Annotated in this window: 20 protein-coding genes; 11 read left to right on the top strand and 9 right to left on the bottom strand. The window is 43.2% G+C overall.

All coding sequences use genetic code 11. From position 1 onward, the window contains the following. The 4 genes from AB4486_RS17965 to serS form a co-directional block, all read left to right on the top strand. Positions 1-1,983, top strand: a 1,983-nt coding sequence (locus AB4486_RS17965) for a DNA translocase FtsK (protein WP_372117989.1), incomplete at its 5' end; no start/stop codon positions are given. Positions 1,984-2,058: 75 nt separating this feature from the next. Continuing rightward, positions 2,059-2,655, top strand: a complete 597-nt coding sequence (gene lolA / locus AB4486_RS17970) for an outer membrane lipoprotein chaperone LolA (protein ID WP_017060248.1) — start codon at positions 2,059-2,061, stop codon at positions 2,653-2,655. A 64-nt stretch (positions 2,656-2,719) separates the two neighbouring features. Next, positions 2,720-4,075, top strand: a complete 1,356-nt coding sequence (locus AB4486_RS17975) for a replication-associated recombination protein A (RefSeq protein WP_017060249.1) — start codon at positions 2,720-2,722, stop codon at positions 4,073-4,075. A 142-nt stretch (positions 4,076-4,217) separates the two neighbouring features. Continuing rightward, a complete protein-coding gene (gene serS, locus AB4486_RS17980; protein WP_017107656.1) occupies positions 4,218-5,525 on the top strand; it encodes a serine--tRNA ligase in 1,308 nt (435 codons plus the stop codon). A 143-nt stretch (positions 5,526-5,668) separates the two neighbouring features. Here serS and AB4486_RS17985 read toward each other — a convergent pair whose 3' ends face one another. The 4 genes from AB4486_RS17985 to bioA all read right to left on the bottom strand — a co-directional run bounded on the left by AB4486_RS17985 (position 5,669) and on the right by bioA (position 13,554). Then, a complete protein-coding gene (locus AB4486_RS17985; RefSeq protein ID WP_102447017.1) occupies positions 5,669-7,297 on the bottom strand; it encodes a response regulator in 1,629 nt (542 codons plus the stop codon). After that, positions 7,297-8,448, bottom strand: coding sequence for an EAL domain-containing protein (locus AB4486_RS17990; RefSeq protein ID WP_102446141.1), 1,152 nt, complete (start codon positions 8,446-8,448; stop codon positions 7,297-7,299). The genes AB4486_RS17985 and AB4486_RS17990 overlap by 1 nt, the downstream gene beginning before the upstream one ends. Further along, positions 8,445-11,936 (bottom strand): ATP-binding protein, encoded by a 3,492-nt coding sequence (locus AB4486_RS17995; protein WP_241910074.1) that lies wholly within the window; start codon positions 11,934-11,936, stop codon positions 8,445-8,447. The genes AB4486_RS17990 and AB4486_RS17995 overlap by 4 nt, the downstream gene beginning before the upstream one ends. 334 nt (positions 11,937-12,270) lie before the next feature. Continuing rightward, positions 12,271-13,554 (bottom strand): adenosylmethionine--8-amino-7-oxononanoate transaminase, encoded by a 1,284-nt coding sequence (gene bioA / locus AB4486_RS18000; RefSeq protein WP_372117992.1) that lies wholly within the window; start codon positions 13,552-13,554, stop codon positions 12,271-12,273. Between the two features lie 159 nt (positions 13,555-13,713). Here bioA and bioB point away from each other — a divergent pair, with 159 nt between their 5' ends. From bioB to bioD, 4 genes are read left to right on the top strand one after another with little or no spacing between them, the layout of a single operon-like run. Next, the gene (gene bioB, locus AB4486_RS18005; RefSeq protein WP_004734551.1) at positions 13,714-14,766 is read left to right on the top strand and encodes a biotin synthase BioB; all 1,053 of its coding nucleotides are present in this window, start codon (positions 13,714-13,716) and stop codon (positions 14,764-14,766) included. After that, positions 14,753-15,964, top strand: coding sequence for an 8-amino-7-oxononanoate synthase (gene bioF / locus AB4486_RS18010; protein WP_372117996.1), 1,212 nt, complete (start codon positions 14,753-14,755; stop codon positions 15,962-15,964). The genes bioB and bioF overlap by 14 nt, the downstream gene beginning before the upstream one ends. Beyond that, entirely contained in the window at positions 15,965-16,768 is an 804-nt protein-coding gene (gene bioC / locus AB4486_RS18015) for a malonyl-ACP O-methyltransferase BioC (RefSeq protein WP_017060254.1), read from the top strand. Beyond that, positions 16,765-17,448 carry a dethiobiotin synthase gene (bioD, locus tag AB4486_RS18020; protein WP_017060255.1) on the top strand — a complete coding sequence of 228 codons (684 nt, stop codon included), beginning with the start codon at positions 16,765-16,767 and terminating at the stop codon, positions 17,446-17,448. The genes bioC and bioD overlap by 4 nt, the downstream gene beginning before the upstream one ends. A gap of 114 nt (positions 17,449-17,562) precedes the next feature. On the opposite strand, the gene AB4486_RS18025 is transcribed toward bioD, so the two are convergent. Next, entirely contained in the window at positions 17,563-17,730 is a 168-nt protein-coding gene (locus tag AB4486_RS18025; protein ID WP_017060256.1) for a hypothetical protein, read from the bottom strand. Between the two features lie 277 nt (positions 17,731-18,007). Here AB4486_RS18025 and htpX point away from each other — a divergent pair, with 277 nt between their 5' ends. Further along, positions 18,008-18,871 carry a protease HtpX gene (gene htpX / locus AB4486_RS18030; protein WP_029235495.1) on the top strand — a complete coding sequence of 288 codons (864 nt, stop codon included), beginning with the start codon at positions 18,008-18,010 and terminating at the stop codon, positions 18,869-18,871. Positions 18,872-19,185: 314 nt separating this feature from the next. Here the strand turns inward: htpX and purB are convergent, their stop codons facing one another. From purB to mnmA, 3 genes are all read right to left on the bottom strand, one after another. Further along, positions 19,186-20,556 carry an adenylosuccinate lyase gene (gene purB / locus AB4486_RS18035; protein WP_017065316.1) on the bottom strand — a complete coding sequence of 457 codons (1,371 nt, stop codon included), beginning with the start codon at positions 20,554-20,556 and terminating at the stop codon, positions 19,186-19,188. Positions 20,557-20,699: 143 nt separating this feature from the next. After that, positions 20,700-21,317, bottom strand: coding sequence for a high frequency lysogenization protein HflD (hflD, locus tag AB4486_RS18040; protein WP_017060259.1), 618 nt, complete (start codon positions 21,315-21,317; stop codon positions 20,700-20,702). A gap of 43 nt (positions 21,318-21,360) precedes the next feature. Next, positions 21,361-22,497 carry a tRNA 2-thiouridine(34) synthase MnmA gene (gene mnmA, locus AB4486_RS18045; protein WP_017060260.1) on the bottom strand — a complete coding sequence of 379 codons (1,137 nt, stop codon included), beginning with the start codon at positions 22,495-22,497 and terminating at the stop codon, positions 21,361-21,363. Positions 22,498-22,701: 204 nt separating this feature from the next. Here mnmA and AB4486_RS18050 point away from each other — a divergent pair, with 204 nt between their 5' ends. Next, complete coding sequence (locus tag AB4486_RS18050) at positions 22,702-22,971, top strand: hypothetical protein (protein WP_010439986.1); 270 nt, start codon at positions 22,702-22,704, stop codon at positions 22,969-22,971. 102 nt (positions 22,972-23,073) lie between these two features. Next, positions 23,074-24,378 carry an inosine/guanosine kinase gene (locus AB4486_RS18055; RefSeq protein WP_017060261.1) on the top strand — a complete coding sequence of 435 codons (1,305 nt, stop codon included), beginning with the start codon at positions 23,074-23,076 and terminating at the stop codon, positions 24,376-24,378. Between the two features lie 194 nt (positions 24,379-24,572). Here the strand turns inward: AB4486_RS18055 and AB4486_RS18060 are convergent, their stop codons facing one another. Beyond that, positions 24,573-24,983, bottom strand: a complete 411-nt coding sequence (locus AB4486_RS18060) for an H-NS family nucleoid-associated regulatory protein (protein ID WP_017060262.1) — start codon at positions 24,981-24,983, stop codon at positions 24,573-24,575. Positions 24,984-25,122 lie beyond the last annotated feature (139 nt).

Here is a 25,122-nt window from a genome sequence, read left to right on the forward strand (position 1 = left end):
GCTGACCTTAGAAGTGCTGAACCAGAATTAGATAGCTCACCACAAGTAAATGGCGAATTTGGTTCTGAAGATGTTCAACCTGAATCTTTATACGCTTCACCTATGGGCGAGCCAGAAGCAACCGTGGAAGACGATTTCTCTGCACAACCTTCACCGTTTGATGTTACGGAAGAGCAAAGCTACCAACAGGGCTCAGAGCTTGAATCAGAACAGGCTGAAGCTGAATTAGCTGACGCAGCATTAATCGAAGAACAGTTTGAACCTTTCCCTTATCAAGAAGAACATTCAGAACCTGAACAGCCAACAGCACAAAACCTAGAGCCAACTGTTGATCTTCCTTGGGAAGAAGTAACGGAAGAAGAACCTGCGCATCAAGATCAAGATCAAGATGTCGCCGCATTCCAAAGCATTGTTTCTGAAGCCCAAGCGAATATGGCAGCGGCGCAGAATCCGTTCTTGGTTCAACAAGATGTTAATTTACCTAAGCCTGCTGAGCCATTACCCACGCTTGAATTGTTATTCCACCCTGAAAAGCGTGAAACCTTTATTGACCGTGATGCGCTAGAGGCAATTGCTCGTCTTGTTGAATCTAAGCTAGCGGACTACAAGATCAAAGCAGACGTTGTCGACATTTTCCCAGGTCCAGTAATCACTCGATTCGAACTTGATCTGGCTCCAGGTGTGAAAGTAAGCCGTATTTCTGGCCTTTCTATGGACTTAGCGCGTTCGCTCTCTGCATTGGCAGTACGTGTCGTAGAAGTGATTCCGGGTAAACCTTATGTTGGCTTAGAACTGCCGAATATGAGTCGCCAAACGGTATTCTTCTCAGACGTGGTTGCTAGCCCTCAGTTCCAAGAAGCGAAATCGCCAACGACAGTGGTTCTAGGACAAGACATCGCTGGTGAAGCCGTTATTGCTGATCTATCGAAAATGCCTCACGTTCTGGTTGCAGGTACAACCGGTTCTGGTAAGTCGGTAGGTGTGAACGTAATGATTCTGAGTATGCTTTACAAAGCATCACCGGAAGATGTTCGCTTCATCATGATCGACCCGAAAATGCTTGAGCTATCGGTTTATGAGGGTATTCCTCATCTATTGTCTGAAGTGGTAACCGACATGAAAGATGCGTCGAACGCCCTTCGTTGGTGTGTTGGCGAGATGGAACGACGTTATAAGCTGATGTCAGCATTAGGCGTTCGTAACATTAAAGGTTACAACGATAAGCTTAAGATGGCAGCGGAAGCGGGTCACCCAATTCACGATCCACTGTGGAAGCCGGGCGACAGCATGGACCCAGAAGCGCCATTGCTTGAGAAACTGCCTTACATTGTGGTTATCGTTGATGAATTTGCCGACCTAATCATGGTGGTTGGTAAGAAGGTTGAAGAACTGATTGCACGTTTGGCACAAAAAGCACGTGCGGCGGGTGTTCACTTGATCCTAGCGACGCAACGTCCATCAGTGGATGTTATTACTGGTCTTATTAAAGCGAACATTCCAACCCGTGTGGCCTTTACGGTATCAACTAAAACGGATTCACGAACTATCCTTGACCAAGGTGGTGCGGAATCACTATTGGGCATGGGTGATATGCTTTACTTGCCACCGGGTTCTAGCCATACAACTCGTGTTCACGGTGCCTTTGCATCTGATGACGATGTACACGCAGTCGTGAATAACTGGAAAGCGCGTGGTAAGCCAAACTATATTGATGAAATCACCAACGGCGAACAAACCCCAGAAACCTTGCTTCCGGGTGAGAAGATGGAAGGTGATGAAGAGGTCGATCCTCTGTTTGATCAAGTGGTAGAACACGTTGTTCATTCACGTCGTGGCTCAGTTTCAGGTGTACAGCGTCGATTCAAGATTGGCTACAACCGTGCTGCACGTATTGTCGAGCAACTTGAAGCTCAAGGTATCGTAAGTGCTCCAGGTCATAACGGTAACCGAGAAGTCTTAGCACCAGCGCCACCAAAAGATTAGTTCCGGTAGGAACTCATAACTATTCAGTCGGTCAAATCGAAAATATGACCGACTTATGTTCTAACAGGATTATTGATGAAAAAAGTATTCGCACTTTTATTTATGAGCTTCTCAGTGTTTGCTTCTCCGAAAGAAGAGTTGAGTAGCCGCTTGGCATTAAACGCAGGCTTCAGCGCTGACTTTAAACAAGTCGTGACCAGCCCTGATGGTGATGTTGTTATGGAAGGTGAGGGCACGGTAGAGATTGCACGCCCAAGCCTGTTCCGCTGGGAGACCACGTTCCCTGATGAAAACTTGTTGGTATCTGATGGCCAAAGCTTGTGGTACTACAGCCCGTTCATTGAGCAAGTGAGCATTTATTGGCAAGAGCAAGCGACATCACAGACACCTTTTGTCCTGCTTACACGTAACCAAGAAAGTGATTGGGATAATTATAATGTGGCGCAAACGGGTAACCAATTCACGCTAACGCCAACTGCTGTCGATTCTAATCAGGGCGACTTCCAGATTAATATCACCGAAAAGGGCATTGTTCAGGGCTTTAATGTGATTGAACAAGACGGTCAAAAAGGTGAGTTTACCTTTAGCAATGTTGATTTGGGTAAACCTGCAGCAGACCGCTTTACTTTTGTGGCACCGGAAGGTGTCGAGGTCGACGACCAAAGAAACTGATCTAAACAAGCAGATCGTTTGGTAGTACGTCGATAGGCATTAATGCCATCAACGAATCAAGAGATTGCAATTGAGTAATTACAGCTTAGATTTTGCGGGGGACGAAGATTTTCGTCCCCTTGCTGCTCGTATGAGACCGGAAACTGTCGAACAGTACATCGGTCAGCAGCATATATTAGGCCCAGGTAAACCACTTCGCAGAGCGTTGGAAGCGGGCCATATCCACTCGATGATTTTGTGGGGGCCTCCGGGCACCGGTAAAACGACGTTAGCCGAAGTTGCAGCAAACTATGCGAATGCTGAAGTGGAACGCGTATCGGCGGTAACCTCGGGCGTAAAAGACATTCGTATTGCAATTGAAAAAGCGCGCGAGAACAAGCAAGCAGGGCGCAGAACCATCCTGTTTGTGGACGAAGTCCATCGCTTTAACAAAAGTCAGCAAGATGCTTTTCTGCCTCATATCGAAGATGGCACCGTGACCTTTATTGGTGCGACGACAGAAAACCCATCTTTTGAACTGAACAACGCTTTGTTGTCACGTGCGCGTGTCTACAAACTGACGTCCCTGAACACAGATGATATTTCTCTTGTCATTCGCCAAGCGATTGAAGATAAGCAACGTGGGTTAGGTGATGTGCCTGTTGATTTTGCTGATAATGTTTTAGATCGCCTTGCAGAACTGGTTAACGGCGACGCGCGTATGTCGCTTAACTACCTTGAACTGCTGTATGACATGGCAGAAGACAACGATAAAGGCGAGAAAGCGATAACCTTGCAGTTGTTGGCTGAAGTGGCTGGTGAGAAAGTCGCTCGTTTCGATAACAAGGGTGATATTTGGTACGACCTAATCTCCGCGGTTCATAAGTCAATTCGTGGCTCAAACCCTGATGCGGCCTTGTACTGGTCAGCACGAATGATTGCTGCGGGTTGTGATCCTTTGTATATCGTTAGACGCTTGCTGGCGATTGCTTCTGAAGATATCGGTAACGCTGATCCTCGCGCCATGCAGGTAGCGATGTCGGCTTGGGATTGCTTCACGCGCATTGGCCCTGCTGAAGGGGAGCGTGCGATTGCGCAGGCGGTTGTTTATCTCGCATGTGCACCAAAGAGTAACGCCGTTTACACCGCGTGGAAGCAAGCGTTAACAGATGCTCACAATCTTCCTGAATATGAAGTGCCGCATCATTTGCGAAATGCACCGACAACTTTGATGAAGGACATGGGCTACGGGCAAGAATACCGTTATGCTCATGACGAACCAGGAGCCTACGCCGCTGGTGAAAAGTATCTGCCTCCTGAAATGGGAGAGAAGCAATACTATTTCCCAACAAAACGAGGCTTAGAGACCAAAATTGGCGAGAAGCTAGATTATCTGGCGGATTTGGACGCAAAAAGCCCACAAAAACGCTATGAAAAGTAGTCTTTTTTGGATATCGTTACCTAGTCATAAAATTTCAATTAAATCGTTATAAATTGGTCGAAATAACACCAGTTTTAGGGGTTTAGCAGTGATTCAGTAGCAAGCTACTGAATATTCAAATAACTAAAGCATAGGATTAGCAATGCTGGATTCTAAATTACTTCGAGCTGAGCTGGATGAAACAGCGGCAAAATTAGCACGTCGAGGCTTCACCCTTGATGTAGAGACAATTCGTGAACTTGAAGAAAAACGTAAGTCCCTTCAGATGAAAACTGAAGAGCTACAAGCGTTACGTAACTCTCGATCGAAGTCCATTGGTCAAGCGAAAGCAAAAGGCGACCATGAAGAAGCTGAGCGTATCCTTGCAGAAGTAGGCAACTTAGGCGCAGAACTAGACCAAGCTAAAGTAGCATTGGCTGATCTTCAATCTGAGCTAGAAACGATCACAATGTCTATTCCTAACCTACCTGATGCAGAAGTGCCAGATGGTAAAGATGAAGACGATAACGTAGAAGTTTCTCGTTGGGGTCAACCTAAGACTTACGACTTTGAAGTGAAAGATCACGTCGATCTTGGCGAAATGTCTGGCGGTCTTGATTTTGCTAGCGCAGTTAAAATCTCGGGTTCTCGTTTCATCGTGATGAAAGGCAAATTTGCACGTCTACACCGTGCTATTGCTCAGTTCATGCTGGACCTTCACACTGATGAGCACGGCTACACAGAAATGTACGTACCGTATCTAGTGAACCACGATAGCCTTTACGGTACTGGTCAACTTCCTAAGTTCGGCGAAGACTTGTTCCACACAAGCCCGCTAACTGAGCAAGTAAGTGACGTACCTCTTAAGACTCTATCGCTTATCCCTACTGCGGAAGTACCGGTAACGAACATGGTTCGTGACACGATCACTGATGAAGCTGAACTGCCACTTAAGATGACAGCTCACACGCCGTGTTTCCGTTCTGAAGCGGGTTCTTATGGTCGTGACACTCGTGGTCTTATCCGTATGCACCAATTCGATAAAGTTGAATTAGTACAAATCACTAAGCCAGAAGACTCAATGGCAGCGCTTGAAGAGCTAACTGGCCACGCTGAGAAAGTACTTCAACTTCTAGAGCTTCCTTACCGTAAAGTGATTCTATGTACAGGTGACATGGGCTTCGGTTCTGCGAAAACTTACGACTTAGAAGTATGGGTTCCAGCACAAGAGACTTACCGTGAGATTTCTTCTTGTTCAAACATGTGGGATTTCCAAGCGCGTCGTATGCAAGCTCGTTTCCGTCGTAAAGGCGAGAAAAAACCTGAACTTGTACACACACTAAACGGTTCTGGTCTTGCTGTTGGTCGTACTATGGTTGCTATCCTTGAGAACAACCAAGAAGCAGATGGCCGTATTGCTATCCCAACAGTACTTCAACCATACATGGGCGGCGTAACGCACATTGGTTAATGTCAATTTAGGTTAATCGAATTTAGATTAATCTAACTCATTAGAATAGTTAAAAGGCTTTGCTGTTATGGCAAAGCCTTTTTTTTACCTGAAGTCTTAGAACCTAAAGTGTAGAAAGAAAACTTAGGAAGTCTCCGATACATCTATAATCGATTAGTTTCTATATTGCGACACATCGATATGGCTTTACTGTAGAAACGTAGATAATCCATGTCATATAATTCTTGTGCGGTGTAAAGCTGTAAGATGACTTCGTCACACTCTTTAATAATCGTGTTCACTTGTTTTGACCCTATTGAACTTGGCCAAGCAAGAGTAAGTAGCTTGATAATATTCATGCACACCTTTTTTATGACTGGCGCGCGCTCCTGTATATTCAAGTATATTGTCAATAAAGCTTTATAGTTGGATTGTGCCTTTTCTATTGTAATATTCTGCTCTTTCAGCCATCGTATTTTTCGATGATTTTGACTGTTTAGTTCATTTAACATTGTCATTTGACTTGATATGATCGCCGAACTTTCTGTTTTAATGATTAAAATCTTACTTCGCTGGACCGCTATTTTGAATTCGCACTCACAACTCATTTTGTCGAGTAACCACGCATGATGATAAATGGTCGAAAATTCTCTGAATTGGTTACCGTTGTGTAGATCAGTTAAGAGATTAATCGATTTTTTGTACTCTTTTTTTTCAAACGAAATATGTGCAGCGATAAGTGCAAGGTCGCAGTGGATCTCAGGGATTTGCTCTTCCCAGACTTTACTCAGAATGAAGTTAACTTGTTCGAGTTTCTGTTGCTTATTAATATCATCGGAAGCTGAATATAAAAGAAACCTAACGTGATTGAGCTTCATTAGCACATTGTCGCGAAACGTATCCTTATTGAAATGAATGTAATTTTGGTAGTGCTTAAGTGCGGTTTCAGAATCGTTAACGGATAAACATAGGTTGGCAATTGCTAGTTCACGATCTGAGTTTCCAGGCGTTAACTTACTAGCTAGTTTGAAGTGTGCTATCGCAGCTGGTATTCGATTACTGAGCAAACTCACATGAGCTGCTTCATCACGATACAACGTATTGCTTGGTGCGTTTTTGATCAATGTTGATATGATTTGATTGGCTTCGGTCTGTTGTCCTAAGTTAGCTAGGCTGTTCGCTAAGCCTGCTTGTGCCCAGTCGAAATTCCCTTCTGCCATAGCACTCTCATACACTATTTTTGCTTCATCAAACAGCTCAAGTTTAGAAAGGAAATGGCCTCTGAATTGTTCGATTGTAGAGAAGTACTCTGGGTGAAAATGCGATAGAGCTTCACAATGCTCAAGGCCTTCTCGATAGAGATGCGCTCGATCAGCATTATAGATTTCTTCTAGTGTTTTCTTCTTACGAATCGATGCTGTAATACGTAATTTTAAGGTCTCACGATTAAAAGGTTTTAGTAAGTAGTTATCTGGGCGCAATTCAATAATTGGTCTAATAGAAAAAGCTGAGTTTTCCCCAGTAACTAGTATAAAAACACCATCATCTTTTAACATTCGTGTTTGTTTTAATTCTTCAAATAATTGCTTACCATTCATGCCCTCGCCAAAATTGTAATCACAAATGATGACATCAAATGATGTTTCATTAACTAGCGATATCGCGACTTTTGGTGAGGTGGAAAGAAAGATGTTTTTTTCATGAAATCCAATATAAATCAACATATTGCGTATGGTGGAGAGGACTATTGGTGCATCGTCAACAATAAGGACTTGCAGTTGATTTAACCTCATTATTTCAAATCATTCTGAGAGATTAATTCGGAAAAACTTGCTGGCTTCGATGTGAAGTAGCCTTGGTATCTTGTCATACCAATTGAAGATAGATAATCAAAATCCTGTTGTTTCTCAACACCTTCGATAATACAAGACAGCCCTAAATTTTCGGCCAGATTAATGCAGGCTTTGGTTAGCACTTGATGCTTTTTGTTGGAACTAACATTATGTACGAAGCTTCGATCCACCTTTAACTCGGTAAAAGGTAAGTTCGAGAGTTGTGATAATGAGGCGTAACCTGTCCCGAAATCATCAACAGAAAGACCAATACCGGACATGCTCAATTTTGCGATATTCTTATAACAATTGGTATCAAGCAAAAAAGTTTCGTGTTCAGTTATCTCTAATGTGAGCAATGAAGGGGATACATTGTATTCATTGCATAAGTTTATTATCTTGTCTGCGACATCGATCCTAAGCGTTGATTGCTCGATGTTGATGGAAAAACCTAATGGCTCGCGCAGCTTTGAGATATCTTTTAGCCCTTGTTCCAGAACGTTGTAAAACAGCTTATCCAATAAATTAAGGCGTCGAACAGATTCCATGAAGTGGAGTGGAGTGAGTAAACCCAATTCAGGGTGCATGAGGCGCGCAAGTAGCTCTACACCAACGGCTTGAGTTTTGTTTACGTCGTGCTGACTTTGATATGCGTTAACGAACCAATTCTTTTCGAATGCTAACTGAACTTGTTTATCGTTTAACACAACAGGTAAGCTCTGAATCGCATTCACTGTATTGGATAAAGAGTGAGAAGATAATAAGCGTTGGATATGTGAGTCTTTAACTGGCTTACGAATAACCTCAACGTGTTGATAGCCAATTAATACACACATGTTTTGGGTCGACTCTAATGCTGAGCTAGCCATGGCACTTAATATAACGACTCGTTTAATCGATCTCATCGCTTGTGGTGATGCTAGCAAAGATACGCCATCAATTTGTGGCATTTGCAAGTCACAGAAAGCGAGGTCAAAGTTATGATTCTGACATATTTTGATCGCTTCTTCGCCATTCGAAGCGGTATAAACGTTGCTAATTTCGTATCTCTTAAGCAAAATTTTTATCGATGTTGCTTGGAGCAATGAGTCTTCGACGATCAATACTTTCACTGGAGGTTTAGCCTTTTTAATATGATAGACGCCGATTCAATCGACTTATTTAGCTCATCGGTGAGCTGTTTTAATTTTTGAGCGTTGTTCGGGTCCTTTTCACAGTCTTTTGCTGCTCGGTAAAGTGTCGTTAAACCAAGTAACCCCGCGGATCCTTTGATTCGATGGGAGACTTCTTTTATATTCTCTTTTTCGTCTTGTAACATTGATTTATCAGCAGTGAACGATTCGAAGATCACGCTTGCCATCTGTAATTGTTCGTCTTCAGAGTAATTGCTTGCCCATGGCTGGTCAGGGTGTTGTTTGATGCAAGTTGCTGGGAGCAACTGCTCTAGGGCGACTGCCAACTCATTAAAAGAATAAGGTTTATAAATCACTTGGTTCATCCCAACACGTTCAGCTTTTTCTACTACCAGTTTGGAATCTTCCGCGGTACAACCAATCACAGGGTAATGAGATAATTCGGGCGATGATTTGATTATTTCAGTTAATTCGTACCCATCCATATTTGGCATGTGACAATCGGTGATGACTAAGTCAATTACTTGATCACTCTGCTTCAAAATATCCAATGCCTCTTGCCCATCTTTGACTATGATGGCGTTAAGTCCGAACTGCTTTAATTGTTTAGTAAACAATAACCGATTGATTGGGTCGTCATCGGCTATTAATACGTTGCCTTCGAATTGATATCTATTTCCAGTATCGTAAGTCAACGGATCTCTGGATGTGGTTAAGGCTGACAATAAATGATCTGGGTATAGATTTTGCCATTGGTTAGATCGAACGAGATTAAAGGTATTTTGGTCTTTTGAGCTCTGATGAGGTACTCCCCAAGCTTTGAGCCACCTTAGTATTTCTCGATCTTCGGTGCTGATTTCCTGAGGTGTATTTAGTATTGAAGATTTTGCTTCCACGGGGATAGTGACGGAGATCTTTGTTCCTAACCCTTGTTTACTCTCAATCTTTAACTCACCATTCATCATGTTGACCAAACGCTGAACAACGGTAATACCTAGCCCAGTACCTCCATAACGACGGCTAATACTATGGTCACCTTGAGCAAACGGTTGGAATGCACGAGTAATTTGCTGCTCAGACATACCACAACCAGTATCTGTTATAGACAGGCTTAACTGGTGCTCAGTTACATCGACGTTAATGAGAACAAAGCCGCTTTCTGTAAACTTAATCGCGTTGTTAAGTAGGTTGTTGAGTATCTGTGTTACTCTCAGCCAATCTAAGCTAGCTGTATTGATTGAGCCTGTTTTCCAATCCACTTTAAAGTTGAGGTTGTTTAATCTTGCGTGTGTTTCAAATGTCCTAAAAATAGGGCACAGTTCTTGATAAATATTGCTGTTTCTAGATTCTAAATGAAGCTGATTTGCCTCCATCTTTGAAATGTCGAGAATATCACTGACGAGCAATTTCAATCGTTCTGCAGATATCTGGGCATTCGATAACAGTTCCATATTGTCTTTGCATTCAATTTTGGTACTTAGTAACTCCATTAATCCGATCATTGCGGCAATTGGTGTGCGTAGTTCATGACTGACAATCGCTAGGAATAAATCACGAGCTTTGATAGCTTCTTGGGCTTTTGTGTTCGAAATTTCTAGTTCGCGTTGTTGAGCTTCCCATCTCGTTAAATCATCTAACACAGTGACTGTGTAATAGCTCTCGTCTGAGCTATTCATTACACGTTGTCGAATTACTCTGAAGTGTTTTTCGTGTCCACTACAGTGACACTTTATTGTTTTCCAGATACCAAGAGCTAATGTGTTTTGAGCTTGGCTTTCGGCCTGTTTAAGCCAGCAAGATTTTTGATCGTTACCTGCCGTTAAACATAAATCTCTTTGTTTGTTAAATGCGCTATTGGATAAGACTAGCTTATTTGTTTGATCATGAATCGATATCAAGGTTGGTAAGCTATCCAGTAATGTCGTTAGCCATTGGATTTGTTTGTAACTTCGTTGTTCTGATTGTTTTGCTTTGTTTAGTGAAATGGAAAGACGCCTAGTTTTGACTAATCCATAAGTCACTAGAACGAAAATAAAGCTAGAAACGGCTAACGTATAAAGAACAATACGTTCTTCGCTATAGCCGTATTGTGCTGTTATATTGTGGTGCTTGAGAGTTAGAAGATCGATTTCGTTTTGTGTTGTTAAAGAAATCGCTGAGTTGATGACGCTTTGAAGAAACGTTGAGTCCTGATGTAATATCACACCTATATTTTTGAACAATGAAGCTGCATTATCTCGAGCTTCAATGTGAAATATGTCGGAATACCCGTTGTAAACGTATAGATTCGCTATACTTTGTGGAATGTAAGCGTGGGTGATCTTTCCATTACTCATGTCTTTAGCAAGAGTTTTTATATCTTGGTACATGACGGCGTCACTGAAATCTAATTTTAATGACTCTTTCTGTATAAAGTACCCGGTTCTATCAAGAATCGCTGTTCGTTTAGTGTCTACATTTTTGTTCGTTGCAATATAGGCCCAATGAAGCTTCATAAAAGGTTCACTAAAAATAAATTCGTTATTATTTGGGTTTTCTACATCGAAACCGGGTAAAAAGTCGATTTCTTTAGTACGCAGCATTTCAATGACATCTTTTCCTTTAGGCTGCACGTATTCGAAGCTTACTCCAAGCTTTCTCGAAATGAGAGTGATCGCGTCGTGAATGAAACCGACCGTTTGTTGTGTTGTAGGATCGAAATATGAATAGGGGTAGATGTTTTCACTGACCGTATACCTAATCGAACGATGTCCATATTGGCTTTCTATAACTTGATTTATGATGTCATCATAAAAGTGGTAGAAATAGTTCGATGATATTTGAGTGATATCTTTGATTTGGTGTTTCAGCAATGCATCAATGATTGTTTTTAGTTGAGTTGATTCCTTGCTCATTAATACTTGAATGGGGAATGGAGCTAGATTTTTTGAAAATGAAATTGTGCCTTGCCATTCTCCTGGTGTCACAACGGAATAGTAACTCTGGACTGACGTTAAATCGATGACTGTTGCATCAGCAGTGCCTACAGCGAGGGTTGTAAAGAGCTCTGATGCGCTATTTACCATCAATATTTTCGTGATTCCCAAATCTTTAATTATCTGACAAAACAGTGAATTTCGAATACAAGCCCACATGAGTTCATGCTTGGATTTGGTTTGAGCTGCTTCGTCTTTAAACCAAAAAACGTTAGGCACGTTATAGAGCGTATTGGAAAAAATAAATTGCTCTGATCGCTGACGTGTTTCAGCATAACCTAGAGTTAAGTCGACTTCTCCTTTCGCTACAGCATCAAGCAGAGCACGTGACGAGAAATATTCTTTTATTTCAATATTGACATTAAGCTTCTCTTCAAGCGTCCGAACGACTTCGGCCGAATTGCCTTTATTTCTATTGACGAACACATCCTCCCACGCCCGGTTAAATAGGTGAGTAGGCTTAGCAATGACAATCGTTTTTTTTGCCTGCAAGTAATCTGTCTGATTAGAATTAAGCACCATTTCCGAAGCAACACACGGAAAAGACAGTGAGAATAAAACAAAAAAACAAGAGAGATAGGTTTTCATAAGATTAGAGAATTAAAAAAGTCTCGTTATTTTATGACGGCTATTTATCCAACAGCTAATACTCTTTTGCTAATTATTTTTGTGGTGAAGATTAATTTTATTTTTGGGTGTTATCGAGATGAAACAACGGTTAGAGACGTTTTTATGGCTATCTGATTTTTCGCGTGAAGGATAAGCCGCCGTTGGTATTTATGGGCGGCTTATAGGCTTTTGGTATTTCTAAATGACGTTTGTTAAATCAACTTGGCTTGAAGCAAGCAGGTTGTCGGAGTGCTTTATCGATCGATGAAACAAGCTGTTCGATATGTTCCGGTTGGCTAATGAAGGGAGGCATCATATAAATTAACTTACCAAAAGGACGGATCCAAACACCTTGCTCTACAAAGTGCGCTTGAATGGTTTCCATATCGACAGGTGTATGTGTTTCAACAACGCCAATAGCGCCTAACCAACGCACGTCTTTAACCAGTTCATGTTCTCGCAACGGTGGTAACAACTCAGAAAAGAGCTGTTCAATCTGTTGAGTCTGATTTTTCCAATGGCCTTGCTCGATGATGGATAAACTTGCTGCACCCACAGCACAAGCTAAAGGGTTGCCCATAAAGGTTGGCCCGTGCATAAAACACCCCGCTTCACCGCCACATACCGTGTCAGCAACGTCTTTACTCGCAAGCGTCGCTGACAGCGTCATATAGCCGCCAGTTAAAGCCTTGCCTACACATAAGATATCGGGTTGAACATCGGCATGCTCGCAGGCGAACAGTTTACCTGTGCGGCCAAATCCGGTCGCAATCTCATCCAAAATAAGTAATACGTTGAATTCATCACACAGCAAGCGAACCTGTCTCAGGAAATCAGGGTGGTAGATGCGCATGCCGCCAGCGCCTTGAACGATAGGCTCTAAGATTACGGCGGCAACCTCTTCATGATGGGCTGTGAGTTTCTCTCGAAAGCTATTGATGTCACTTGAATTCCACTCATCCCAAAAGCCGATTTTTGGCGAATCAGCGAAAATGTGCTCAGGCAAAAAGCCTTTGTAAAGGCCATGCATCGAGTTATCCGGATCGGTCACTGACATCGCTGCGAAGGTATCGCCGTGGTAACCATCTCTTAGCGTTAGGAACTTTGAACGCGGTTGCCCTTTAGCATGCCAGTACTGCAGTGCCATCTTAAGGCTAACTTCCACGGCCACTGAACCTGAATCGGCCAAGAATACGTGCTCTAGATTACTTGGCGCTAGTTTCAACAACTTCTTACATAAATCGATAGCGGGCTGGTGGGTGATACCGCCAAACATAACGTGTGAAACCTTATCGATTTGGCTGTGAGCCGCAGCATTGAGCTCTGGATGATTGTAGCCGTGGATGGTTGACCACCAAGATGACATACCATCAATAATTCGTTTTCCGCCTTCTAATTCTAGGTAAACACCGTCTGCGTTGGTGACTGGATAGCAGGTCAGAGGTGTTAACGTTGATGTGTAGGGATGCCAGATATGCTGGCGATCAAAGGCGAGATCCATAGTAACTTCCATTCTTGGTGTGATTAAAAAATAACCAAATGTAAACTTTTGATATTATCAATGTGTTGACAGTCTAAAGCTTGTCGGTAGACTAGCCAAGCATAAATGCAATCTCTATTAATAGAGATGCAACATCAAATAATAAAAAAGGATCGACACGTGGAAGTTCGTCATGACTGGACAGTTGCTGAAGTAACAGCACTGCTTGAAAAACCGTTTATGGATTTAATGTTTGAAGCTCAAGTCGTTCATAGACGGTACCAAGAGCACAACCACGTGCAAGTGAGTACGCTTCTATCGATAAAGACGGGTGCTTGTCCTGAAGATTGTAAGTACTGTCCTCAAAGTGCTCACTACCGAACGGATGTCGACAAAGAACGCTTAATGGAAGTCGAGCGTGTTTTGGATGCTGCGCTAAAAGCTAAGAATGCGGGCTCAACTCGCTTTTGTATGGGCGCTGCATGGAAAAACCCGAAAGAGCGCGATATGCCTCACCTTACCGACATGATCAAAGGTGTGAAAGGCATGGGTTTGGAAACCTGTATGACACTGGGCATGTTAACGCCCGATCAAGCGGGTGAGTTAGCGGATGCGGGTTTGGATTACTACAACCATAACCTTGATACGTCTCCTGAGTTCTACGGCAGCATCATTACTACTCGTACTTACCAAGATCGTTTAGATACCTTATCTCACGTGCGTGATGCCGGTATGAAGATCTGCTCTGGTGGTATTATTGGTATGGGTGAAAGCACCAATGACCGTGCCGGCTTACTTGTTGAACTTGCTAACCTTCCTGTACACCCTGAAAGTGTGCCAATCAACATGCTCGTAAAAGTGAAAGGCACACCGATGGAAAACGTCGACGATGTTGAGTCTTTCGATTTTATCAAACTGATTGCCATTGCTCGTATCATGATGCCAATGTCTGCGGTTCGTCTATCAGCGGGTCGTGAGAATATGAATGAACAGATGCAAGCGATGTGTTTCATGGCTGGCGCGAACTCTATCTTCTACGGTTGTAAGCTACTGACTACACCAAACCCAGATGAAGACACGGATATGCAGCTGTTTAAGAAGTTAGGTATCAACAGCCAACAAGTGGCTCAGAAGCCTGATGAAATTCAAGAAAACGAACTGTTAGATCAAGTGGTGGAGCGCGTTGCTGCTCGTCCAACGAAAGATGACATGTTCTACGATGCCACTGTTTAAATCTCGTATTCAAGATGCCCTTGCTCATCGCCGTGAGCAAGGGTTAACTCGTCAACTTAAAGTGTTAGAAAACAGTAATGGTCCTTTGCTTACGAACGAAGGTTCTAGCTTCATTAATTTTTCGAGTAATGACTATTTAGGTTTGGCAAACGATCCTGAGTTGGTGAATGCGTGGCAAACTGGACTTTCCCAATATGGTGCTGGCAGTGCAGCATCGCCATTGGTCACGGGTTTTAGCCCTGCTCATCGAAATTTAGAGGCTCAGTTGTGTGAATGGCTCGGCTTTGAACGCGCCATTCTCTTTAACTCTGGTTTCAGCGCTAACCAAGCCTTGTTGTTTTCTCTGCTCGAAAAAGACGACTCTCTGTTGCAAGACAAACTTAACCACGCCTCCCTGATGGAGGCGGGGATACTTTCACCTGCAACCATGAAACGCTTTAAGCACAACGACACGCAACATTTAGAGTCGCTCTTGAGTCGCACTCCACAATCCTTGGTCGTGACTGAGGGTGTGTTCAGCATGGACGGCGATCAAGCGCCTCTCAGCCAGATATTTAACCTGACTAATCGATACGACAGTTGGTTGGCGGTTGATGATGCCCACGGTATCGGCGTATTAGGTGATAAAGGGGCTGGGAGCTGCAGTGCGGCACAAATCTCACCTGATATCTTGGTAGTGACTTTTGGTAAGGCATTTGGCCTTTCTGGTGCTGCGATTCTTTGTTCGTCAGAGGTGGGTGACTACTTAACTCAGTTTGCTCGTCATCATGTGTATTCGACGGCGATGCCACCTTCACAAGCGGTGGCTTTGTCTCATGCGTGTAAGATGATTCAGACGCAAGAGTGGCGTCGTGAGAAGTTGACAGAACTTGGCGCCCTTTATGCTGAGCAGATGAGTGGCGTGAAAGGCTTTGTTGATACTCAGACTCCAATCAAGCCGTTCGTTATTGGCGAAGCTCAAGCTGCATTATCTATTGCCGAAGAATTAAAGCGTAACCAAGTTTGGGTAACAGCGATAAGGTCACCAACCGTTCCGACAGGGACTGCTCGTTTACGAATTACCTTAACGGCCAACCACAGTCAGGAACAGATTCTTCAGTTAACTGACTCGTTGCTTCAAGCAATAGAGCGAAGCAACGACTCTGGAAGCCAACCAAGCATAGAACCAAGCTTTGAATTAAAGAAAGAGGCTCAGTAAATGTCACAAGAAGCAGTAGTGCATAATTACGTAGGCCAAGATAAGAGTGCGATTGCCGAAGCCTTCGGTAAAGCAGCGACAACGTATGACAAGCACGCTGAGTTCCAGCGCGATGTCGGCCACCGATTACTGGATAAATTACCCAGCGATCTGTCAGGCTTTAAGGTGCTGGATCTAGGTTGTGGTACTGGCTATTTCTCCGAGCAACTTGTAAAACGAGGCGCCGAAGTGGTTTGCGCTGATCTTTCTGTTGGAATGCTAGCAACAGCAGAGAAGCGGTGTGGTGCATCTGTATCTTTATATCAACAAGCCGATGCCGAACAATTGCCGTTTGAAGATGGGTGCTTTGACATCGTTTTCTCTAGCCTTGCGTTGCAATGGTGTGACGATTTGTCGTCGCCTTTGAGAGAGATGAAGCGTGTTACAGCGGCTGGTGGGCGTGTTATTTTCTCAACTTTGCTTGATGGGTCGCTGTTTGAACTGAAAAAGTCGTGGTCCAAAATTGACGCACATCAACACGTTAACCATTTTATTACAATCAATAAGGTAAAAATTGCGTTAGCGCAATCTAGCTGTACCGTTCATCAACTAGACTTGCCCACCATCACCGTTTGGTACGACACTGCGTTTGAACTGATGCGCGACCTTAAAGGTATCGGCGCTAATCACGTAAGTGGTCGCTCACAAGGTTTAACAAGTCGTCGCATGTTGCAGCTTGTTGATCGGGAATATCGAGAGTTTAAGAACCATCAAGGTTTCTTACCAGCAACATATCAAGTTTGTTTAGGGGTTATTCAATTATGATTGATGCATTATTCATTGCAGGTACGGATACCGAAGTGGGAAAAACTGTGGTTTCAAAAGCGATTCTTCAAGCTTTGGCCGCACAAGATTTATCAACAATTGGTTACAAGCCAGTTGCTGCAGGGAGTGAAAAATCCCCTGAAGGACTACGTAATAGTGATGCACTGCATCTTCAAGAAGCGGCGACGCAAGATATTGCTTACGAAGACGTCAATCCATACGCGTTGTTGCTACCATCATCGCCTCACATCGCTGCTAAGCATGATGGTGTTGTAATTGATGAGGCGGTATTATCAGCGAAGCTAGAAGAGCATAAGAAAAACTCTGACATCGTGTTAGTTGAAGGTGCTGGTGGTTGGCGAGTCCCGGTTTCAGACGATGAATATCTTTCTAGCTGGGTTAAAAAAGAGCAACTGCCAGTGGTACTGACTGTGGGTATTAAACTTGGTTGTTTGAGCCACGCTCTATTAACGGCAGAAGCGATTCGTGCTGATGGCCTAAACCTAGTAGGTTGGGTCGCAAACCGTATCAATCCAGGTACTGAGCACTACGCAGATATTATTGCGATGCTTGAAGATAAGTTAGGTGCACCTAAGTTAGGTGAAATCCCTTACGTCCCAAAAGCGAAGTCTAAAAACATTGGTAAGTACATTGATGTGCAGCCTTTGCTTGCGCTTTAATTACCACGTTATGTACTAAATAAGAAAAGGGCTGCGATTGCAGCCCTTTTGCTATTTTAAGCCTTTAGACCTTGAGTTGATAAACAACCGGTCTTTTAATAAACAAGCTTAGAACTAATGTTCTTTAGTCAGTCCCATTAAAGCTTGCTGAGTTTCTGTGATTTTTGTCTGTGCCGTTTGCGGTGTTAGGATTCCAACCTGCTTTTTCGCTTCTTCTTCAGTAATCCCTAGGTGACAGCACAGTAAATCGATAGCCATTTGAGTGTTAGTACCTTCAACCATGATCCTTTCCTTTTTGTACATGGACTAGCCAATAAATCATCTGAAGTCACTGTAAACGGATTGTTATATCGACACCATACGACTTAGGTCTAATAGAGTGGATTTAATTCGGATACGGTCTCGTAATCAAATGTTGCAATTTAATGCTTAACCTTGTTTTCTTAATCTAAGACTATATGTATAAGTAAGTATAAGTCTTCAAGGTTGGAATCTATTGCTGTCTGCCTTGTCTATAACAATAAGTTTTATAAAAACAGCTTTCATGCGGAGATAAGTAATGAAGCGAGTAATGTTGTTCCTTGCAACTAACCTAGCGGTTGTATTGGTACTAAGTGTTGTTCTTAATGTTGTATACGCAGTTACAGGTATGCAACCCGGTAGCCTCTCAGGTTTATTGGTGATGGCTGCGGTATTTGGTTTTGGCGGCTCATTCATTTCATTAATGATGTCGAAGAAAATGGCGCTACGCTCGGTAGGCGGCATGGTCATTGAAAGCCCACGTAACGAAACAGAACATTGGTTGATGGAGACGGTAAGCCGTCAATCTCAACAAGTTGGTATTGGTATGCCAACAGTAGCGATCTACGACTCGCCAGACATCAACGCATTCGCGACAGGTGCTAAGCGTGACGATTCATTGGTAGCGGTATCAACAGGCCTGCTGCACAACATGACGCGTGATGAAGCTGAAGCAGTATTAGCGCATGAAGTGAGCCACATCGCGAACGGTGATATGGTGACCATGACGTTAATGCAAGGTGTAGTGAACACGTTCGTTATCTTCTTATCTCGTTTCATCGCCAACATTGTTGCGTCGAATGACAACGAAGAAGAGGGTGGCAGCAACATGATGGTGTACTTCGGTGTGTCTATGGTGTTGGAATTGGTATTTGGTTTCTTAGCAAGCTTCATTACCATGTGGTACAGCCGTCATCGTGAATTCCATGCCGATGCAGGTGCAGCGAACCTAGTAGGTAAAGAGAAGATGATTGCAGCGCTAGAGCGCCTAAAGGTGAGCCATGAGCCACAACTAGAAGGTTCTATGATGGCATTTGGTATCAACGGTAAGAAGTCTCTAACAGAGCTTCTAATGAGCCACCCGCCGCTAGACAAGCGTATTGCTTCTCTACGTAACATGTAATCGCTACGTATTCTTCAGTCGCTAATCGACAAGATACATTTGAAAGGCTTCCTTCGGGAGGTCTTTTTTGATCTTGGCATCTAAGACAGTAAGTATTCGAGGAATAGGTGTCTGGCGATAGAGGGTTACTGGTGATGAAGCATTACGATATTGATTGGTTGATATCGCACGGATTGAGATGAGTAGGGTAATGATACTGGGTTGCTTTGTATTATTTTGCTGACGTCTCTTGTGCTCAATACACTTTGTTCCGCTCAACAAAAAGGCTTCCACATGGGAAGCCTTAGTCTATTCTGCGATTCGAAATTCGAATATTACAGCTTGTCAGTTAACTCGATTGCTTGACCGATGTAGTTTGCTGGAGTCATCTCTTTCAGACGAACTTTCTCGTCTGCAGGAATCTCAAGACCATCGATGAATGCACGCATGCCTTCGCCATCTACACGTTTACCACGAGTTAGCTCTTTTAGCTTCTCGTATGGTTTTTCGATGCCGTAACGACGCATTACTGTTTGTACTGGTTCAGCCAATACTTCCCAGTTCTTGTCTAGTTCAGCAAGTAGCGCAGCGCGGTTAACTTCAAGCTTGCTAATACCTTTCAGAGTCGAAGTGTATGCAATGATTGCGTAGCCAACACCCACACCTAGGTTACGAAGAACCGTAGAGTCAGTAAGGTCACGCTGCCAGCGAGAAACTGGAAGTTTTTGTGCAAGGTGGCTGAATACTGCGTTCGCTAGACCAAGGTTGCCTTCAGAGTTTTCGAAGTCAATTGGGTTAACTTTATGCGGCATTGTCGAAGAACCGATTTCGCCAGCAATAGTCTTCTGCTTGAAGTGACCAAGAGCGATGTAGCCCCAAACGTCACGGTCGAAGTCTAGAAGGATAGTGTTGAAACGAGCAATTGCATCGAATAGCTCAGCGATGTAATCGTGAGGTTCGATTTGAGTTGTGTACGGGTTCCAAGTTACGCCAAGAGATTCAGTGATGAACTCTTCGCTAAACTGGTGCCATTCAACTTCTGGGTATGCAGAAAGGTGTGCGTTGTAGTTACCTACAGCACCGTTGATTTTCGCTAGGATCTCAACGTTTTCGATTTGCTTGTATTGACGTTCCATACGGTACGCAACGTTAGCCATCTCTTTACCCATAGTAGAAGGAGAAGCTGGCTGACCGTGTGTACGAGACAGTAATGGAATATCACGGTACTCGTTCGCAAGTGCTTTGATAGCATCAATTACGTTACGGATTTCTGGAAGAATCACTGTGTCACGAGCTTCTTTAAGCATAAGCGCGTGAGAGGTGTTGTTGATGTCTTCAGAAGTACATGCAAAGTGAATAAATTCGTTTACAGCGTGAAGTTCAGGAACGCCAGCAACTTTCTCTTTCAAGAAGTACTCAACCGCTTTAACGTCGTGGTTAGTCGTGCGCTCGATCTCTTTGATACGTAGAGCATCTTCTTCGCTGAAGTTAGCGGCTAGTTCATCAAGAAACTGGTTAGCTTCTGCACTGAACGCTGGTACTTCTTTGATTGCATCAGTTGCTGCAAGCTTTTGTAACCAACGAATTTCAACGATAGAGCGGTACTTTAGTAGTCCAAACTCACTAAAGATGCTGCGTAATGCAATAGTCTTACTTCCGTAACGGCCGTCTACTGGTGAAACAGCAGTCAATGCTGACAGTTCCATGGTGTTCTCCTGAATTGAGTTTTCTAAATTTTGAGAGGTTTATACCAGTAACAATCTCAATTGTCACGCACATTGCGCAATCGTTTGCGTGAGAGTTGTGTTGATACAAAAAACAAGCTCGCGACGAGGCGCGAGCTAATAAACTACATTCGAGCTAGTAGGATTTGAGCCTGCTCGATCATCTTCTTACGACCGAAGATAAGGTGGCGACGTTTACCGCCAACTTGACGCCATAACACAGCGCTTCGAATCCCTGATAGAAGCAGTGCGCGAACCTTATGTTGGCTCGATGTCTGCTGAAGTACAGACGGAGTACCAGAAACCTGAATGCGAGGGCCGATAGGGCTGACGACATCAAGGTAGATACTTGCAAGGTTGCTGATCATTTGCTCGTCAAACAGATCAAAGTGTTCAGTTTGGCGCTCTGCAGTTTGAATGCGGTCACCAAGCTGAGACATAGAGTCGTTGCGAGAAGACAGCTTACGCTCAAGCGCCATCAAGCTGATGATGTAACGCGTGATATCGCTACCTGCTGGAGTACTATCGATACCTTTTACTAAGCACTCAAGGCCAAGCTTTAGGTTCGCTTCACGTCCAAATACGCCCACGGTATTCGATGGGTTGGTATTTAAAATGGCACTGAGTGAAGCTTCAAAGGCATCTTTATCACAATGGCCGTCTTTCGCTACTTGTTGAACCAAAGCCACAGCTTGGCAAATTCCGGCGAAAGCAATAGTACGGTCATAAAGTGTATTAGCCACGTAGTAACTCCTAGTTGTCTTCTATCGTTTGTCGTTTGATTGATTAGATGCGCTTTTCGATGATACCACCACCAAGACATACTTCGCCTTGGTAGAACACTGCAGATTGACCTGGGGTCACTGCGATTTGTGGCTCATCAAAAATAACCTTAATGTTCTCATCATCAATTGGGATGATTGTACAAGGAATATCTGTTTGACGGTAACGTGTTTTTACCGTGCATGTCATAACTTCAGTAATTGGTGTGCGATTTACCCAATGAAGTTGAGATGCGATCAAGCCTTCTGATTTCAGAAGAGGGTGGTCTTTACCTTGTACTGCGATAAGTACATTACGCTTAAGGTCTTTTTCACCAACAAACCATGGTTCTTCGTTACCGCCACCACCTTTAGTGCCGCCAATATGAAGGCCTTTACGCTGACCTAGCGTGTGGTACATCAAACCTTGGTGTTGACCAATCACTTGGCCTTCAGGTGTTTCGATGTTACCCGGTTGTGCTGGTAGGTATTTGCCTAGGAACTCAGTGAACTTGCGCTCACCGATAAAGCAGATGCCTGTTGAATCTTTCTTCTTAGCTGTGATCAAGTCTTGCTCTTCAGCAATACGTCGCACTTCTGGCTTCTCTAATTCACCGACAGGGAATAGGCTGCGTGCCACTTGATCTGAGCTTAGCGTGTATAGGAAATAACTTTGGTCTTTGTTGCTGTCTAGACCGCGTAGCATTTCTGGTTTTACGCCAGCATCAAGCTCTTCTTGAGTTGGGAAAGTACGACGAACGTAGTGACCCATCGCAATGTAGTCTGCGTCTAGCACTTCATCCGCAAACTCTAAGAATGCTTTAAATTTGATTTCTTTGTTACAAAGGATATCTGGGTTAGGTGTACGACCTGCTTTGTACTCTTCAAGGAAGTATTCGAATACGTTGTCCCAGTATTCTGCAGCAAAGTTGATAGTGTGAAGGTGGATACCTAGTTTGTCACATACCGCTTGAGCATCAGCAAGATCTTCAGCTGCCGTGCAGTATTCTTCGTTATCGTCTTCTTCCCAGTTTTTCATGAAAAGGCCTTCTACCTGATAGCCTTGTTGCTGAAGAAGATACGCCGATACTGACGAATCTACACCGCCGGACATACCGACAATTACTTTCTTTTCGCTGTTTCCAGAGCTGATATCTGACATGTCTAAACACCGTTACTATTACTTGGTCGCAGATTCTAACAGAAAGAGAAACGCCGTGACAGATCCGAGACCGGAATCACAGTTTCATTTGCACAAATAGTGCGCTGACTTTGTTAGAGAATCGCATGAGAGCGAGGTGAGTCGCTAGGATGTCAGAAGTATATGTGGCATAGTCGCTCGAAATCCAAGACCTGAGATAAAAAAATGTCTGAACAAAATGAATTTATGCAAGAAGAAGAGCTGATTGAGATCATCGAGAACCAGCTTGAAGATGGCGAACCAGTGAAAGTGAAAGAGACGTTGATGCGTTTAATGATGACAGGCACTCCACGTGAAGAAGCAATTGCGGCTATGGCATGTGCACTGGCAATTGAAGTATTTGACGTTATGAAAAACGGCGCGGAGTTTAATCAAAAACGTTACGCAGAGCATTTGGGCATGCTGCCTGATTTAAGCTTTATGGAAGGCGAATAAAAAAAACCTTCAGCAAACGTTTGCTATAGTTTGAAAGATTGCCGCGTTAAATATAGCGCGGTAGAATCCGCCACCTATTTCCCCTTGACTTAGACTAGCCCTATGAAATTCCCTGGACAACGTAAATCAAAGCACTACTTTCCGGTTCACGCTCGTGATCCTCTAGTGAGCCAAGCTCAAAGCAGTAAAAGAATGTCACGCACTCATATTATCGGTATTGACCAAACATTGGTGGATATTGAAGCAAAGGTGAGTTCTGAACTTATTGAGAAGTATGGTTTGAGCAAGGGACATTCACTGGTTATTGGCGACGCAGCCGCTGAATCTTTGTATCAAGAATTAAAAGAGCAGTGCCTGATTACCAATGAATACGCTGGTGGCACAATTGGTAACACATTACACAACTATTCAGTGCTAGCGGATGACCGTTCTACACTGTTAGGTGTAATGAGCCAAGATATTAAGATTGGTAGTTACGGTTATCGCTATTTATGTAATACATCAAGCAGAATGGATCTGAACCATTTACAAGGGGTAGATGGCGCAATTGGTCGCTGCTTTGCATTAATTACAGAAGACGGTGAACGTACTTTCGCAATTAGCGAAGGACAAATGAACCAATTAAAACCAGAAAGCATTCCTGAAAAAATCTTCAAAAGTGCTTCTGCTTTAGTTTTAACGGCTTATTTAGTTCGCTGTAAGCCAGGCGACCCGATGCCTGAAGCAACAATGAAAGCGATCGAATACGCGAAGAAATACGATGTGCCAGTCGTTCTTACACTAGGTACTAAGTTCGTTATTCAAGATGATCCAGAATTCTGGAAAGATTTCCTTGAGCAACACGTAACGGTTGTTGCAATGAATGAAGACGAAGCTGAAGCGTTAACGGGTGAAAGCGATCCACTGGCTGCATCAGATAAAGCGCTAGACTGGGTAGACCTTGTTCTATGTACTGCGGGACCTGTTGGCCTATTTATGGCTGGTTATACAGAAGATGCAGCTAAGCGTGAAACGTCACTGCCTTTACTTCCAGGTTCAATTGCGGAATTCAACCGTTTTGAATTTAGCCGTCCTGCGCATAAAGATTTATGTGAAAACCCAACTAAAGTGTATTCGCACATTGCGCCATACATGGGTGGACCAGAAAAGATCAAAAATACCAATGGTGCAGGTGATGCTGCGTTATCAGCTTTATTACATGATATGGCTGCTAATAAGTACCACAAAGAAAACGTGCCAAACTCAAGTAAACACCAACATTCATTCTTGACGTACTCTTCGTTCTCACAAGTTTGTAAATATTCTAACCGTGCTAGCTATGAAGTGTTGGTTCAACACTCTCCACGTTTATCTCGTGGCCTTCCTGAAAGAGAAGATAGCCTAGAAGAAGCGTACTGGGAAAGATAAGTTACTTTCTTTAATCAGTAGTACTATCAGTATCAGTTGGTTTCTAATACTGATAGTACAAATATAAAAAAGGCTCCGAAAGGAGCCTTTTTTGTTTCTGAATATATTGAAGTCGTAAATAATACTTGGGTCGACTTAAATATTAATTCTATCGCTTAGCGTGTAATTGATTACTCACTAAGTAAACTAAATGTTTAGATAGCAAACTCTTCTAGAGATTTACCAGCATCTAGCTGTTCTTGGATAGCTGAAGGCGTACGGCCTTGACCTGTCCAAGTCTTCTCGTCGCCGTTTGCGTCTACGTATTTGTATTTTGCTGGGCGAGGAGCGCGTTTAGCTTTTGTTGTTTTAGATTTTGCTTCACCAGAAAGTGCAGCAATAAGATCGGCAACATCAATTCCGTCTTTTGCAATTTGTTCAGCAATAGCAGAAAGCTTAGCTTCTTGCTCTGCTTTAGCAGCACGCTCTTCAGCTTCAGACTCTTGACGCTCTTGTACAACAATAGTCAGCTTGTCTAGCGCTTCTTCAAGTTGCTCAAGAGTTAATTCACGTGAGAACGCACGAAGGCTGCGGATATTTAATAGAGTTTTTGTTAATTCAGACATGATATTTTCCATCAAGGTAAACTAAATAATCTTCCTAATAATAAACAGAGCCTAGGAATAAAACAAATAGTATTTCTTCTATTACATATTTAAATATAAAAGTGAGATGAATAGTTGAAAATTCAGAGCAGTATTTCTA

Source organism: Vibrio sp. 10N.222.55.C6 (assembly GCF_041473395.1).
GTDB classification, from domain to species: domain Bacteria; phylum Pseudomonadota; class Gammaproteobacteria; order Enterobacterales; family Vibrionaceae; genus Vibrio; species Vibrio crassostreae_C.

Excerpts from the sequence above, each read along its gene's own strand:
- bioA (WP_372117992.1), bottom strand. The coding sequence starts at position 13,554 with ATGGATCTCGCCTTTGATCGCCAGCATATCTGGCATCCCTACACATCA.
- AB4486_RS18055 (WP_017060261.1), top strand. The coding sequence starts at position 23,074 with ATGAAATTCCCTGGACAACGTAAATCAAAGCACTACTTTCCGGTTCAC.
- AB4486_RS18025 (WP_017060256.1), bottom strand. The coding sequence starts at position 17,730 with ATGGTTGAAGGTACTAACACTCAAATGGCTATCGATTTACTGTGCTGT.
- bioD (WP_017060255.1), top strand. The coding sequence starts at position 16,765 with ATGATTGATGCATTATTCATTGCAGGTACGGATACCGAAGTGGGAAAA.
- AB4486_RS17985 (WP_102447017.1), bottom strand. The coding sequence starts at position 7,297 with ATGAGGTTAAATCAACTGCAAGTCCTTATTGTTGACGATGCACCAATA.
- AB4486_RS18060 (WP_017060262.1), bottom strand. The coding sequence starts at position 24,983 with ATGTCTGAATTAACAAAAACTCTATTAAATATCCGCAGCCTTCGTGCG.
- bioC (WP_017060254.1), top strand. The coding sequence starts at position 15,965 with ATGTCACAAGAAGCAGTAGTGCATAATTACGTAGGCCAAGATAAGAGT.
- mnmA (WP_017060260.1), bottom strand. The coding sequence starts at position 22,497 with ATGTCAGATATCAGCTCTGGAAACAGCGAAAAGAAAGTAATTGTCGGT.
- lolA (WP_017060248.1), top strand. The coding sequence starts at position 2,059 with ATGAAAAAAGTATTCGCACTTTTATTTATGAGCTTCTCAGTGTTTGCT.
- serS (WP_017107656.1), top strand. The coding sequence starts at position 4,218 with ATGCTGGATTCTAAATTACTTCGAGCTGAGCTGGATGAAACAGCGGCA.
- AB4486_RS18050 (WP_010439986.1), top strand. The coding sequence starts at position 22,702 with ATGTCTGAACAAAATGAATTTATGCAAGAAGAAGAGCTGATTGAGATC.
- purB (WP_017065316.1), bottom strand. The coding sequence starts at position 20,556 with ATGGAACTGTCAGCATTGACTGCTGTTTCACCAGTAGACGGCCGTTAC.
- htpX (WP_029235495.1), top strand. The coding sequence starts at position 18,008 with ATGAAGCGAGTAATGTTGTTCCTTGCAACTAACCTAGCGGTTGTATTG.
- bioF (WP_372117996.1), top strand. The coding sequence starts at position 14,753 with ATGCCACTGTTTAAATCTCGTATTCAAGATGCCCTTGCTCATCGCCGT.